This is a genomic window from Steroidobacter gossypii (assembly GCF_016801985.1).
GTDB lineage: Bacteria > Pseudomonadota > Gammaproteobacteria > Steroidobacterales > Steroidobacteraceae > Steroidobacter > Steroidobacter gossypii.
On sequence record NZ_JAEVLS010000001.1, the window covers coordinates 1,472,855 to 1,486,312 of the forward strand.

A 13,458-nucleotide genomic window follows, 5' to 3' on the forward strand; every position below is an offset into this window, starting at 1 on the left:
GCTGAGTCAGGCAGTCGCGCACTTCTTTACTGTGTCCAGCGTTCGCGTGGTGATGTCTTTGCCGAACGTCTTCTCGAGCAGGCGCATGAACTCGGGCGATCCTGGGTGGGGCACATAGGATGTGAGCACTTCCTGGCCGCGAATGGCCAGAATCCTGGCATCGCCCGATTTGATCGGCAGTGACAATGTCGACGTGTAAGGCTGGCGCAGAAACGTGATGACGTGTTTCGATTTCGGCGGCAGTTTGAACGCACTGTACGGGTCGGCGTCGATCAGCGCTCGGAGAGATTCGACCGAGCGCACGATCGTCATGAAGGTGCGATCCAGGTTTTCCTGCATGGCGTTCTCGGCCTGTCGCGCCAACGTCGCCTCCGCCTTTGCGGAAGCATCGAAAACTACGTTGCCGCTGGCCAGCACGGTCTTCACATTCGTGAAGCCCGCGCCTTCGAATGTTCGCTTCAGCTCGGGCATCTTCGCGTTCATCGGGCTCACACCCCGGAGGAAGGCAACGTAGCGCGGCATGTGGATCTGTTCCTGATCAGCGGTCGCTTATCTTAGTATGAGAGGCGCCATCCGGCATTCCGGCGCACGGATCGTTTGTGCGACAACGAGCTCGCGGCTTCAGGTGCGTTTCTTCTGTGCGGACAAGGTGTGGGGCATCGCTGGGAAGGAAGTATGAGCGAACGGCTGCGAGCGATTGTTGACGATCTGGATATCCAGGCGAGCGATCGGGTGCTCGAGATAGGTTGCGGCCACGGGTTGGCGGCGGGGATGGTCTGCGAGCGGCTGCGCTCCGGCTGTTTGGTAGCTATCGATAAGTCGAAGAAGATGATCGATGCTGCCGTACGTCGGAACCACGCGCATGTGGCTTCCGGTAGGGCGCAGTTTCACGTGACCGACGTGGTGGATTACAAACCCGGTCGCCGCAAGTTCAACAAGATCTTCGCCGTGCGCGTCGGTTTGTTCCATCGCGATCCTTCCCTGGCTCGTTCCTTACTCGAGCCATGGCTCGCTCCCGGTGGCAAGATCGTGCTCGTCTACGACGAGCCGTGAGTCGAGGTACTCAGCGCGTCCCTTGCTGAGCTGTCGACAAGCTCTAGCCAAAGTAGCTCGTCATGCACCCGGTGGCCCATAAACCCAGGCCGAACACCGCATGAGTGATCAAACTCTGCAGTCGTGCGGAAGTGGGATTCGGCGTGCGTGACGCCGCGATGCCCGCGCCCATGGCGGGCTGCATCACCAGGAACGGCACGAGCACCGTGGCGAGACCGAACGTCAGTGCTGGCATCAACGTCGGGTGGCTCAGCCATTCGGATCCCCCGATCCACACGAGCGCCGCTGCAAACACGACACCTGTGAGGTAATGAACAACCCATCCGAGTACTCGCTCGCCAGGCACCGGCGAGGCCGTCGCGATCCGATCATGTCGAAACTTGCCGTGCGTCATGTGACCTACCCATCGTCCGACCAGTGCATAGTCGAGCGGCGGCATGCCTAGCAGCCGCTTGCGGACCAGGCCCCAGAGATCCATGACGATCGTGGCGCCGACGCCTATCGAAACCACTGACAGCAGGTTGCTCAATGTATAGCTCTTCAAAAGCTTCGCGATGCTTGGCAGAGTGCCACTTCAAGTCAACTTGAGGTCAAGAGGAATGGATATCGCTGAGGTGGCCAGGAAGTCTGGCGTTGCCGCGTCGACGCTGCGGTACTACGAAGAAAAAGGCCTGATCGCCTCGATCGGCCGTCACGGGCTGCGCCGTCTGTTCGCGGATTCGGTGCTGGAGCGACTGGCGTTTATCTCACTGGGCCAGTCCGCCGGCCTGTCCCTGGACGAGATCGCCCGAATGTTCGCTCCCGACGGCAATCTGCGCATCGATCGCAAACTGCTTGCTCTCAAAGCCGACGAACTCGACGCGACGATTCGAAAACTAAGCGCCATGCGCGACGGCCTCCGCCACGCCGCCGCCTGCCCCGCCCCAACTCACATGGAATGCCCAACCTTCCGCCGCCTGCTCAGCGCTGCCATCTCCGGCGCCGCTTCGAAACGGAAGCTGAAAGCACCTTCGAAGAAACACCCGCCCAGCCGTTCACGGCGAACGCGTCGGCTTTGAGGCCGCGCAGGATCCGTGGCGGCAGTGCAGTCAGGCGGAGGCTCAGCTGGCGATCACGTAGCCTGGCAAGCGGACATCGAAGCGGACATAGATGCCGTCCTCGATGAGGACGCTACAGCCAACCCAGCTCCGCAATCGCCATCTTGCACCTCCACGTCCGCTTTGGAGTCTACAAGCGGAGGAGGGGGCTGGTAAGAGCCCCCTCTTCTTGTCAGCGAAATTCAGGGAAGCTCCGTCGTTCCCATCAAATATCGATCGCACTCACGCGCGGCGCCGCGGCCTTCGTTGATGGCCCACACGATCAAGCTCTGGCCGCGACGGCAGTCGCCGGCGGCGAAGACGCCTTTGAGGCTGGTGTTGAACTTGCCGTGGTCGGCTTTGACGTTGCTGCGAGCGTCGGTCTCTATGGCGAGATCTTTCAGGAGCATCTGCTCCGGGCCGAGGAAGCCCATGGCCAGCAATACCAGCTGAGCCGGATAAACCTTCTCCGTGCCCGGCACTTCGACCGGAACGAATCCGCCCTTGTCATTCTTCTGCCACTCGATCTGCACGGTGACCACTTCCTTCACCGCGCCTTGATCGTCGGCATTGAAGCGCTTCACGGTCGTGAGATAAGTGCGCGGGTCGGAGCCGAACTTGGCGGCGGCTTCTTCCTGACCGTAGTCCATCTTGTAGACCTTGGGCCACTCCGGCCAGGGATTGTCAGCAGCGCGATCCACCGGCGGCTGGGCCATGATTTCGATCTGAGTGACGGATTTGCACCCGTGGCGCATGGCGGTGCCGACGCAGTCGGTGCCCGTGTCGCCGCCACCGATGACGATGACGTCCTTGCCGCGAGCATGGATCGACGCGTGGTCCGCGCCGCCGTTCAACAAGGCCTGCGTGCTGCCGGTGAGATATTCCATCGCGAAATGGATGCCCTTCGACGATCGGCCTTCGACAGGCAGATCGCGAGGCTGAGTGGCGCCGGTGCAGATCACGATCGCATCGAAGTCGCGCAACAGCAACTGCGGCTCGACGTTGTCGCCCACGTTGGCGTTGCAAATGAACTTGATGCCTTCCTTTTCCATCAGCTTCAAACGCCGTTCGACCACTTCACGCTTGTCCAGCTTCATGTTCGGAATGCCGTACATCAGCAGACCACCCGGGCGGTCGGCGCGCTCGAGCACGGTCACGCTGTGACCGGCCTTGTTCAGCTGTGCGGCGGCGGCGAGGCCCGCGGGGCCGGAACCGATAACGGCCACCTTCTTGCCGGTGCGAGTCTTGGGCGGCTCGGGCAGCACCCAGCCTTCTTCCCAACCCCGATCGACGATGGCGTTCTCGATGGTCTTGATGGTGACGGGAGGATTGTTGATGCCCAGCACGCACGACCCCTCGCAAGGCGCCGGGCACACGCGACCGGTGAATTCCGGGAAGTTGTTGGTCATGTGCAGGCGGTCGAGCGCTTCGCGCCACAGCCCGCGATAGACCAGATCGTTCCACTCCGGAATCACGTTGTTCACCGGACAACCCGAGGCCATGCCGCTGATCAATTTGCCGGTGTGACAGAACGGCACACCGCAATCCATACAACGCGCGGCCTGGTGGCGCAGCCGCTTGTCTTCCATGTGGTGATGAAATTCCTTCCAGTCCTTGACGCGCTCCTGCGGCGTGCGATCGACCGGCAGCTCGCGCAGATATTCGATGAACCCTGTTGGCTTACCCATGACGAGATTGGCTCTTAGCTAAATGATGAATGCGACGGTCAGACTGCGAGTGCGCGCGCGTCGCCGCGTTTGAGCGGGACACGCACGCAGGCAGTCGCAATGGCCTGGCTCTTCATCAGTTACCTCCCACGCGCGCCGTGTCCTTGGCGTTCTCTTCGAACGCCACCATGATGGCGTCGTCACCGGTGAGGCCTTGTTCGTGGGCGCGCTGGATACAAGCCAGCATGCGCTTGTAGTCTCGCGGCAGCACGCGCACGAATTTCTTTACCATGTCATTCCAGTTGTCGAGCACCTGTCGGGCGCGGCCGCTCTTGGTGTAGCCATAATGGCGCTCGATCATCGCGCCGACGGCCGCGATTTCCTCCGGCTCTTCCAGCGGGCCGACATCGACCATTTCCTTGTTGACCTTGGTGTGGAAGTCGCCGTGCTCGTCGAGCACATACGCGACGCCACCGGACATGCCCGCGCCGAAGTTACGACCGGCGGGGCCGAGCACGATGACGCGTCCACCGGTCATGTACTCGCAGCCGTGATCGCCAACTGCTTCGACGACAGCGTGCACGCCGCTGTTACGAACGCAGAAGCGCTCGCCCGCCATGCCGCCGATGTACGCCTCACCGCTGGTCGCACCGTACAGCGCGACGTTGCCGATGATGATGTTCTCGTACGACTTGAAGGTCGAACCGGCCGGCGGGAACAGGATCAGCTTGCCGCCCGACAAGCCCTTGCCGAGATAGTCGTTGGCGTCGCCTTCCAGATAGAAGGTCATGCCACGCGGCAGGAACGCGCCGAAGCTTTGGCCCGCCGAACCCTTGAAGCGAATCTGGATCTTGTCCTCGGGCAGCCCGGCCGAGCCGTACTTGCGAGTGACTTCGCTGCCCGTGATGGTGCCGACCACGCGATTCACGTTGCGAATCGGCAACTCGGCCACGACCTTCTCGCCACGCTCGATCGCCGGCTTGCAGAGCTCCAGCAGGTGAGTCATGTCGAGCGACTTTTCCAGCCCGTGATCCTGCTCCATCTGCTTGAACCGCGGCGTGTTCTCGCCCGACTCCGGCTGATACAGCAGGTTGCTGAAGTCCAGGCCCTTGGCCTTCCAGTGATTCACAGCCTTGCGTGGCTCAAGACGATCGACGCGGCCGATCATCTCGTCGACGGTGCGGAAGCCGAGCTGTGCCATGAGCTCGCGCATTTCCATGGCGATGAAGCGCATGAAATTCACGACGTGCTCCGGCTTGCCCGCGAACTTCTCGCGCAGACGCGGATCCTGAGTCGCGATGCCGGCGGGGCAGGTGTTCAAGTGACACACCCGCATCATGATGCAACCCGTCGCCACCAGCGGCGCCGTGGCGAAGCCGAATTCTTCAGCGCCCAGCAGAGCGGCGACGATGACGTCGCGACCCGTCTTCAGCTGACCGTCAGTCTCGACAGCGATACGGCTGCGCAGATTGTTCATCACCAGCGTCTGGTGAGTCTCGGCGAGACCGAGTTCCCACGGCAGACCGGCATGAGCAAGTGACGTTACCGGCGACGCGCCGGTGCCACCATCGTGACCGCTGACCAGCACGACATCGGCGTGCGCTTTGGCGACGCCAGCCGCAACGGTGCCAACGCCCACTTCCGCCACCAGCTTGACGCTGATGCGGGCGTGACGGTTCGCGTTCTTCAGGTCATGAATCAGCTCGGCCAGATCTTCGATCGAGTAGATGTCATGATGCGGCGGCGGCGAAATCAAACCGACGCCGGCAGTGGTGTGACGGGTCTTGGCGATCCACGGATACACCTTGGTGCCAGGCAGCTGGCCGCCTTCACCGGGCTTCGCGCCCTGCGCCATCTTGATCTGAATCTCGTTGGCGCTGACCAGATATTCGCTGGTCACGCCGAAGCGGCCCGACGCGACCTGCTTGATCGCCGAGTTCTTCGAATCGCCGTTGGGCAGCGGCTTGAAGCGCGCCGGGTCCTCGCCGCCTTCGCCGGTGTTGCTCTTGCCACCGATACGATTCATGGCAATCGCCAGTGTCTCGTGCGCTTCCTGGCTGATCGAGCCGTAAGACATCGCGCCGGTCTTGAAGCGCTTCATGATGTTCTCGATCGGCTCGACTTCCTCGAGCGGAATGGCGTCGCCGAACTTGAAGTCCAGCAGGCCGCGCAAGGTGCACAGGTTGGTGGCCTGCTCGTTGACCAGCCGCGAGTATTCCTTGAACTGGTTGAAGTTGTCGTTGCGGACCGACTTCTGCAGCCGATGGATCGACTCGGGATTGAACAGGTGATATTCGCCATCCGCGCGCCACTGATACTGGCCGCCGACCGGCAGCGTGTGACGATCGGTGGGGCGCTCGGGGAACGCGGCGCGGTGACGCACCAGCACTTCCTGCGCGATCACGTCCATGCCGATGCCGCCGACGCGCGAGGCCGTCCAGGTGAAGTACTCGTCGATCACATCCTGACGCAGACCGACGGCTTCGAACACCTGCGCGCCGCGATAGCTCTGGATGGCGGAAATGCCCATCTTCGCCATCACCTTGATGATGCCCTTGGTCGCGGCCTTCACCAGGTTCTTGCAGGCGGTCTTGTGATCGATGTTGGTCAGGCGCTCGTCGCGGATCATGCTGTCGATGGTCTCGAACGCGACGTATGGATTGATCGCGCTCACGCCATAGCCGATCAGCAACGCGAAGTGATGCACTTCGCGCGCTTCACCGGTTTCGATCACGAGGCTGACGCGCGTGCGCAGGCCTTCGCGAATCAAGTAGTGATGCAGGCCGGCGACCGCGAGCAGCGCCGGAATGGGCGCGAACTCTTTGTTCACACCGCGATCGCTGAGGATCAGGACGTTCACTTCCTCTTCCTCGATCATGCGGCGGGCCATCAGCCGGATTTCTTCCATCGACTTCACCAGGCCCTTTTCGCCGCGAGTCACGCGGAACAGGCTTGGCAGCACGCCAACGCGCAGATTCGGCAGATCCATCCGGCGCACCTTGGCGAATTCCTCGTTGGTGAGAATCGGCCACTTCAGTTCCAGGCGACGACAGTCGGCCGGCTGCGGGTTCAGCAGGTTGCCTTCCGAGCCCAGGCGCGTTTCCGCCGAAGTGATGATCTCTTCACGGATGCTGTCGATGGGGGGGTTGGTGACTTGCGCGAACAGCTGCTTGAAATAGTCGTACAGCAGGCGCGGCTTGTTGGACAGCACCGCCAGCGGCGTGTCGTTGCCCATGGAACCGACGGCTTCCACACCATTCTGTGCCATCGGCGCGAGGATGATGCGCTCGTCTTCGAACGTGTAGCCGAACGCGACCTGACGTTGCAGCAGCGTATCGTGATCCGGCGCCGGCACTTCCGGCGCGGGCGGCAGATCGTTGATGTGCACCAGATGATCGTTCAGCCACTGGCGATACGGACGCTCGGTGGTGATGGTCTTCTTGATCTCATCGTCTTCGATGATGCGACCCTGCTCGGTGTCCACCAGGAACATGCGACCGGGCTGCAGCCGGCCCTTGATCAGCACGTTCTCGGGCGCGATCTCGAGCACGCCGGCTTCGGACGCCATCACCACCAGGCCATCCTTGGTCACGTAATAACGCGACGGACGCAGCCCGTTGCGATCGAGCAGCGCGCCGATCTGCTTGCCGTCGGTGAACGCGATCGCGGCCGGGCCGTCCCACGGCTCCATCAGCGACGAGTGATATTGATAGAACGCGCGCTTGGCGTCGTCCATGGTCTGGTGATTCGACCAGGGCTCGGGAATCATCATCATCATGGCGTGCGGCAGCGAGCGGCCGGCCAGCACCAGCAGCTCCAGCGTGTTGTCGAACATCGCCGAGTCGCTGCCGTTCGGATTGATGATGGGCAGGATCTGCGGCATGTCTTCGCCGAACGCTTCGGACTGGAACAGCGCTTCGCGAGCGTGCATCCAGTTGGCGTTGCCGCGCACGGTGTTGATCTCGCCGTTGTGAGCGACATAGCGATACGGGTGCGCCCGATCCCAGCTCGGGAACGTGTTGGTGCTGAAACGCGAATGCACCAGCGCGATCGCAGTCTCCATGCTCGGATCCTGCAGATCCGGGAAGTAGGGTCCGAGCTGCTCGGTCAGCAGCATGCCTTTGTAGACGAGCGTCTTATAAGAAAGGCTCGCGACATACCACGAGGCTGCGCCCTCCATGGTCGAAGTGCGGATCTCGCTGTAGGCGCGCTTGCGAATCACATACAGCTTGCGCTCGAACGCGAGCGCATCCGGCAATGCCGGATTGCGGCCGATGAACACCTGCCGCATATACGGCTCGCACGACTTCGCCGTATCGCCGAGCGAGGAGTTGTTGGTCGGCACCGTGCGCCAGCCGAGGACAGTCTGACCTTCGGACTGCACGATCTGCTCGAAGCGCTCTTCGATGCGCCGACGCAGCGTCGGATTGCGCGGCAGGAACACGATGCCGCAGCCGTAGTGCTCGGGCTCGGGCAACTCGATGCGCGATTTCTTTGCCGCCGCCACCAGGAACTGATGGGGCATCTGAATCAGCACACCGGCACCGTCGCCAGTATTGGTTTCCGCGCCGCAGGCGCCGCGGTGATCCAGATTGGTCAGGACCTGCAGGCCCTGTTGCAAAATCTTGTGCGATTTTCGGCCTTTAATGTCTACGACGAAGCCGACGCCGCAAGCGTCATGCTCGTAAGCGGGATCGTACAGACCCTGCTTGCCTGGACGGGTGGTGCGCCCCTTCGTCAGGGCAACCTCATTCACAGCCTCTTCCTTGGAGGCCCCTTCAGTGCCGTTTCTCATGTTGGCCTACCGTTAACCATCGTCGGGAAAATCGCACCTGTCCATGCCTGTCGACGTGAGCGACGCGCATGGTCAGGGCCGCACTTCGGATCCCTCCAGGAATCTGGCAGCGACAGCACTGCATCCCAAGAGGCGCTCCGGCGCGGGACCGTCGCCGCGGCGCGCGGCGTCAGATCCTCGGTGTCGAGCACCGCGATCACGGTCTAAGTCTTTGATTCAGTAGGGCTGATTCGCGAAGGTTGGCAGCGCGTAAGGCCGGCCAGGGCCTCGACGCGGACAAGCGCGTTGAATACAACCCGAAGGAATGCCAGCCATATTACAGAGTGAGGTCCCTGCGTCAATGCGGCGCGAAAGGCAAGTACCGTGGCGGTTATTTGCGCATGACCTGGACGAAGGTCACTTTCCAGTCGCCGGCCTCGCGGCGCAGGGCGATCCTGAAGGTATGCAGGTCGGCCGCGAGGTCCCATTGCCTGGTGGCGGCCGCGTCGCGACCGACCATTCCGACCAGCACCTGCGCACGCGCTTCGCCTTCGCTCGGGAAGGTCAGATCCTCGATGCGCGTGAGCAAATGAATCGACTGATTGGCGATGAAGTAGCCGCGCAGGTAACGGGCCACCTCTTCGGGCCCCATCCCGTCGGCGCCGCGATAGTCCTCGGACACATGCTCCATCACGTCGCCGACATCCCGGTTCTCCGCGGCCAGCTCCATCTGTTCGATGACCGCCCGCACCTGCTGCTCGGGTGAATCTGCGTCCCCGCATGCAGCGAGCAGGCCTAGTGACATGAACAGCAACGCAAATACGTTGATCTGGGAAACGGTTCGCTGAATGCGCATGCAGGCCTGGGGCAGTGTACTGAAGTTGCATTTACCAGCCGCGAAGCGGGCTGGAACATTCGATGACTATGCTGGACCGCCACGACTGCAGGCAACGCCGCGCGTCAGGATCTGTGCGCTTGACCCGCTTCCGGGTGCATGCTCAGATCGATCGACGCCCGACAGCTGCAACTGGCCATGAATAAAGCATTACGTAGCGTCGGTGCGGCGCGCGCGCCTGTGTGCACATCCGTTGGGAGGATTTTATGAAGTCGGTATCTGCCCATGTTTCAGGGGTGAAATCGTCGGGCGTGCGCGTGGCCGCCGCGTTGTTGCTGAGTCTGCCGCTCGCGGCGGGCGCGCAAGGCTTGTTGGGCCAGAAGAAAGGCCAGGGCGGCAGCGAGATTCAGGGTTCGGCCGGTCCCGGCGGCTCGCAGGGCGCCAACGGCCTGGAACATTGCGATAAGCCGATGGGCGCGATCGCTGTGGTCGAGCCGCAGGACTACGTGTCGCAGTCGCTGTCGCGTTACGGCCTGCAGTCGCCCACCGGTTTGATCCGCATGATGGTGCAGCAGTCGAACTGTTTCATCGTCGTGGAGCGCGGCATCGGCATGCAGAACATGATGCAGGAACGAGCGCTGCAGGAGTCGGGCGAGCTGCGCCAGAATTCGAACATGGGCGGCGGCCAGATGGTCAGCGCCGACTTCGTGCTCACACCTGCTGTGGTGTTTTCGGAGAACGATGCCGGCGGCATGGGTGGCGCGCTCGGCGGCTTGCTTCCCGGTTCCAGCGGGCGCGTGCTCGGCGCGGTCGCCGGCGGTTTGAAGTTCAAGGAAGCTCAGACCAGCATGCTGGTCACCGATTCGCGCACCGGCGTTCAGGTCGCGTCCGCTGAAGGCAGCTCGAAAAAAGCCGACCTGAAGCTCGGCGGATTGGCCTTCGGCGGCGGCGCAGCCGGCGCGCTCGGCGGCTACACCAAGACCAACGAAGGCAAAGTGATCGCCGCCAGCCTCATGGACAACTACAACAACATCGTGCGCTCGGTTCGCAGCCAGCCGAGCCTGCAGCGCGATGTGGGCACGCTCGCCGAAGAGGCGGGCAGGAAGACCAAGGGCGGCGCCGTCTTCAACGAAGGCGATACCATCGTGCCGAAGCTCGGCAACCTGAAGGTCTACGCCTCCGCCAGCGATTCGTCACCCACCGTCGCGACCCTCGCCAAGGGTGAAGAGATGATCTTCATGGGCGAGGAACAAGACGGCTACCTGAAGATCGAATCCAGCAACGGCGGCGGCTGGGTCAAAAAGGTTTTGGTGACGCGCTGACGCGCGCTACGGAGCGAAGCCGGGCGGGATAAGATTCCGCCCGGCTTTTTTATTTCTGCTCTGTGGTTGATTTGCTCCTTGGCTACTGTTGGAACAGCGACAGATCGTTGATACGAACGGAACCGTCCTGCTTGGTCGCCACCAATGGGAGAGGGGAGCTACAGTGAACCCCGCCAGCGGAACCAGAGAGTTCGCGTTGCGCGATCCGGACGGTTACGACGTCATGGTCAGTGCGCTTAGCTGAGCGTGAGTATGCGTAATTTGCTGGCACGGATCTGGAGCTCACGGAGCGATGGTTCTGCTCCGTCATCGCTCTTGAGCGATCCAACCTCCAGGCACGAGCTGAGTCGTCGACGAGAAGCGTGGGTGCTTCTATCGGATCTCTGGCTCGACACGGAAATCAACCGAATACCTGGCGCGCTCACTCGCGCAACTTCCGTACTCGGTGGAACAACTGGACGAGATCTGTGTGTTCGAGGTCGGTCCTGTCTTGTTCTCGAACCTGGAAAGCGTTGCAGGCGAGTGGGCGGGATTCGATCCGAGCTGGCTGGAGCAGGAAATATTGAAAGCCATGGCCCATGTCGAGTCCAGAGACAGGGCGTGGCGGCGCAGAAAGCGAACCATGCATATCGCCGGCGGCACATGGCAGGAAGTGCGGACCAAGATCGAGCAGATCCGCAACCAGGCGGCCCTCAATATATCTCTCGATCGGCCGCGCCCGGGCTGACTCGACGCGTATGCTGGGCCGACCCCCAGACGTTCATCGACATATCAGGTGGCCGCGATGGAAAAGCAGGCCCTTGCACCCGGCATCTTCACAATCAGTGACGTCCTCGGCGCGGATGAATGCCGCCAGCTGATCGCGCGTGCCGAACGGCGAGGTTTTCATGCCGCCACCGTGGACGCGATCGATGGGCCGCGGCTGGACAAAGACATGCGGAACAACGATCGAGCGATCGAGGATGACTTCGATCTCGCGCGACGGCTTTGGAGTCGAGTGCGAAAATTCGTGCCTCGCACGCTAGGCACGCGCGTGCGAGGGCTCAACGAGCGCTTTCGGTACTATCGATACACTCCCGGCCAGCGGTTCGACTGGCACTTCGATGGCTCCTTCATCCGCCCGAACGGGGAGCTGAGCAGGCTCACGTTCATGATCTATCTGAACCAGGAGTACCAAGGAGGCGAGACGCGTTTCGAGTCCGTATCGGTCGTCGGCAAACCGGGCATGGCGCTGCTGTTCGAGCACGAGCTCCTGCACCAGGGCGCCGAGGTCACCAGCGGAATCAAATACGTGCTTCGCTCCGATGTCATGTACAGCGGCTGGAAGCAGATTTGAGCATCACGACGCCGGGTCGTATTGGAAGACGCGCAGTTCCTGGGCGCAACGGCATGCCTTTGCGATCCGCGCAGCCCATGCGACTGCCTCGTCGCGCGAGGGCACTTCGAGGATGGTGAAGCCGCCATTCAGCTGGGGCGCCCATGGATAGCCGCCCTCGGCGAACGAGCCGTCAGCCGAGACGAGCACGGGCGCCACGCTTTCGTCGATGCCGCCGCCGAAGACGTAGACACCAGCGACCTTCGCTTCTTCGATCACGGCATGGGCGTCGTGGACTACCGCATCCCACTCGCCGTCGGGCACGACCATGGCGGCGCTGGGAAAGGAGATCAGGTATTTGGCCATGATGATATTTCCTTGAGAATCGATGACGGTTGTCACGCGAGCATCGATGCTTTGTCGTTGCGTGTCGGAACCCGCCGTGTGTTGGCCTCTGGCGGTGGTACTGGCGGCGGCGGTGTCCACATTGCGCAACTTCCGTCCGCCGCTTCGAACTGCCGCAGCTCGACGATGGCGCCGATGGCGATTTCCCGGCTACCCATTCCAAGATGACCGTAGCGGCCCTCGGGGCCAACCGTGGCGTACACGCGAGCAAACATGACTCGGCTATGACCGTCGCCCGGTATTCCGGTCATCATCTCTGCAAAATCATCGGGAACAGCCGTAATCCACCATTTCTCATACGAAGTGTTGGGTAACGGCACGAAGAACGCCTCTTCGAAACCCCACCTGATGCAGCCGCTGTATTCGATGGGGTCATCGGGAATCGCCGTGGCGCTCCAAGCCACACCCGCGCAGCACGCAACGACCGCGCCGGCCAGCAGGAGATGGCGTTTCATGGCGCGGGCTCCCGAGCTCAACGATCCTATTTCACGCGATAGATCGCGCAGAGCTTGTGCCCGTCGGGATCGCGAACATAGGCCAGATGCATGGGGCCCAAGCTGCCCTCGCGCAGTCCCGGCGGGTCTTCGATGGAAGTGCCGCCGTGGGCGAGTGCTGTGTCGTGGAATTCTTTGACTTGCTCCGGCGAGTTGCACTTGAAGCCGATGGTTCCGCCGTTTGCAAACGTCGCCGGCTCATCGTTGATCGGCTGGCTGATACAAAAGGTGCTGCCGTCGTGTCGATAGAAAAGTCGGATGTGACCGGTAGTTGAGACGTTTCGCAGCGGTTCACGCGCCCCCAGCAATCCGAGCACAGCGTCGTAGAAGCGCTTCGAGCGCTCGATGTCATTCGACCCGATCATGACGTGATTGAACATGTCTTCGCCCCTCGAAGGTCCCGATGTCGGGCTCTGGTTCGCCCTGTTGTGATGAGCGGGATGATAGCACTCGAGGCGGCCGAACATGGACCGTGCTGGCGGGGCGATCCTTCCCTGAACTTCCCATGGTGCTTCGC

General features: G+C 62.0%; 13 protein-coding genes. 5 read left to right on the top strand and 8 right to left on the bottom strand.

Annotated elements, in window-relative coordinates:
- Nucleotides 1–6 precede the first annotated feature (6 nt).
- The gene (locus JM946_RS06425) at nt 7–522 is read right to left on the bottom strand and encodes a DUF1697 domain-containing protein (protein WP_203166323.1); all 516 of its coding nucleotides are present in this window, start codon (nt 520–522) and stop codon (nt 7–9) included.
- Nucleotides 523–675: 153 nt separating this feature from the next.
- On the opposite strand from JM946_RS06425, the gene JM946_RS06430 reads away from it, so the two are divergent.
- A complete protein-coding gene (locus JM946_RS06430) occupies nt 676–1,053 on the top strand; it encodes an SAM-dependent methyltransferase (RefSeq protein WP_203166324.1) in 378 nt (125 codons plus the stop codon).
- A gap of 43 nt (nt 1,054–1,096) precedes the next feature.
- Here JM946_RS06430 and JM946_RS06435 read toward each other — a convergent pair whose 3' ends face one another.
- The gene (locus JM946_RS06435) at nt 1,097–1,582 is read right to left on the bottom strand and encodes a DUF2938 domain-containing protein (protein WP_230979457.1); all 486 of its coding nucleotides are present in this window, start codon (nt 1,580–1,582) and stop codon (nt 1,097–1,099) included.
- 25 nt (nt 1,583–1,607) lie between these two features.
- Here JM946_RS06435 and JM946_RS06440 point away from each other — a divergent pair, with 25 nt between their 5' ends.
- The gene (locus JM946_RS06440) at nt 1,608–2,111 is read left to right on the top strand and encodes a helix-turn-helix domain-containing protein (RefSeq protein ID WP_407700495.1); all 504 of its coding nucleotides are present in this window, start codon (nt 1,608–1,610) and stop codon (nt 2,109–2,111) included.
- Nucleotides 2,112–2,332: 221 nt separating this feature from the next.
- Here the strand turns inward: JM946_RS06440 and JM946_RS06445 are convergent, their stop codons facing one another.
- The 3 genes from JM946_RS06445 to JM946_RS06455 all read right to left on the bottom strand — a co-directional run bounded on the left by JM946_RS06445 (nt 2,333) and on the right by JM946_RS06455 (nt 9,426).
- Nucleotides 2,333–3,817: a glutamate synthase subunit beta gene (locus tag JM946_RS06445; RefSeq protein WP_203166326.1), complete on the bottom strand. Its 1,485-nt coding sequence runs from the start codon at nt 3,815–3,817 to the stop codon at nt 2,333–2,335.
- Between the two features lie 115 nt (nt 3,818–3,932).
- Entirely contained in the window at nt 3,933–8,591 is a 4,659-nt protein-coding gene (gene gltB / locus JM946_RS06450; protein WP_203166327.1) for a glutamate synthase large subunit, read from the bottom strand.
- Nucleotides 8,592–8,961: 370 nt separating this feature from the next.
- Nucleotides 8,962–9,426 (bottom strand): Cif family virulence factor, encoded by a 465-nt coding sequence (locus JM946_RS06455; RefSeq protein ID WP_203166328.1) that lies wholly within the window; start codon nt 9,424–9,426, stop codon nt 8,962–8,964.
- 245 nt (nt 9,427–9,671) lie between these two features.
- Here JM946_RS06455 and JM946_RS06460 point away from each other — a divergent pair, with 245 nt between their 5' ends.
- The 3 genes from JM946_RS06460 to JM946_RS06470 all read left to right on the top strand — a co-directional run bounded on the left by JM946_RS06460 (nt 9,672) and on the right by JM946_RS06470 (nt 12,063).
- Nucleotides 9,672–10,727 carry an SH3 domain-containing protein gene (locus JM946_RS06460; protein WP_203166329.1) on the top strand — a complete coding sequence of 352 codons (1,056 nt, stop codon included), beginning with the start codon at nt 9,672–9,674 and terminating at the stop codon, nt 10,725–10,727.
- Nucleotides 10,728–11,139: 412 nt separating this feature from the next.
- A complete protein-coding gene (locus tag JM946_RS06465; protein WP_456115327.1) occupies nt 11,140–11,454 on the top strand; it encodes a DUF7079 family protein in 315 nt (104 codons plus the stop codon).
- A 57-nt stretch (nt 11,455–11,511) separates the two neighbouring features.
- Nucleotides 11,512–12,063, top strand: a complete 552-nt coding sequence (locus tag JM946_RS06470) for a prolyl hydroxylase family protein (RefSeq protein ID WP_203166331.1) — start codon at nt 11,512–11,514, stop codon at nt 12,061–12,063.
- A 3-nt stretch (nt 12,064–12,066) separates the two neighbouring features.
- Here JM946_RS06470 and JM946_RS06475 read toward each other — a convergent pair whose 3' ends face one another.
- From JM946_RS06475 to JM946_RS06485, 3 genes are read right to left on the bottom strand one after another with little or no spacing between them, the layout of a single operon-like run.
- Nucleotides 12,067–12,408, bottom strand: coding sequence for a YciI family protein (locus JM946_RS06475; protein ID WP_407700508.1), 342 nt, complete (start codon nt 12,406–12,408; stop codon nt 12,067–12,069).
- Between the two features lie 32 nt (nt 12,409–12,440).
- Nucleotides 12,441–12,902, bottom strand: a complete 462-nt coding sequence (locus JM946_RS06480; RefSeq protein ID WP_203166333.1) for a hypothetical protein — start codon at nt 12,900–12,902, stop codon at nt 12,441–12,443.
- Between the two features lie 26 nt (nt 12,903–12,928).
- Nucleotides 12,929–13,321, bottom strand: a complete 393-nt coding sequence (locus tag JM946_RS06485; protein WP_203166334.1) for a VOC family protein — start codon at nt 13,319–13,321, stop codon at nt 12,929–12,931.
- Nucleotides 13,322–13,458: the final 137 nt, after the last annotated feature.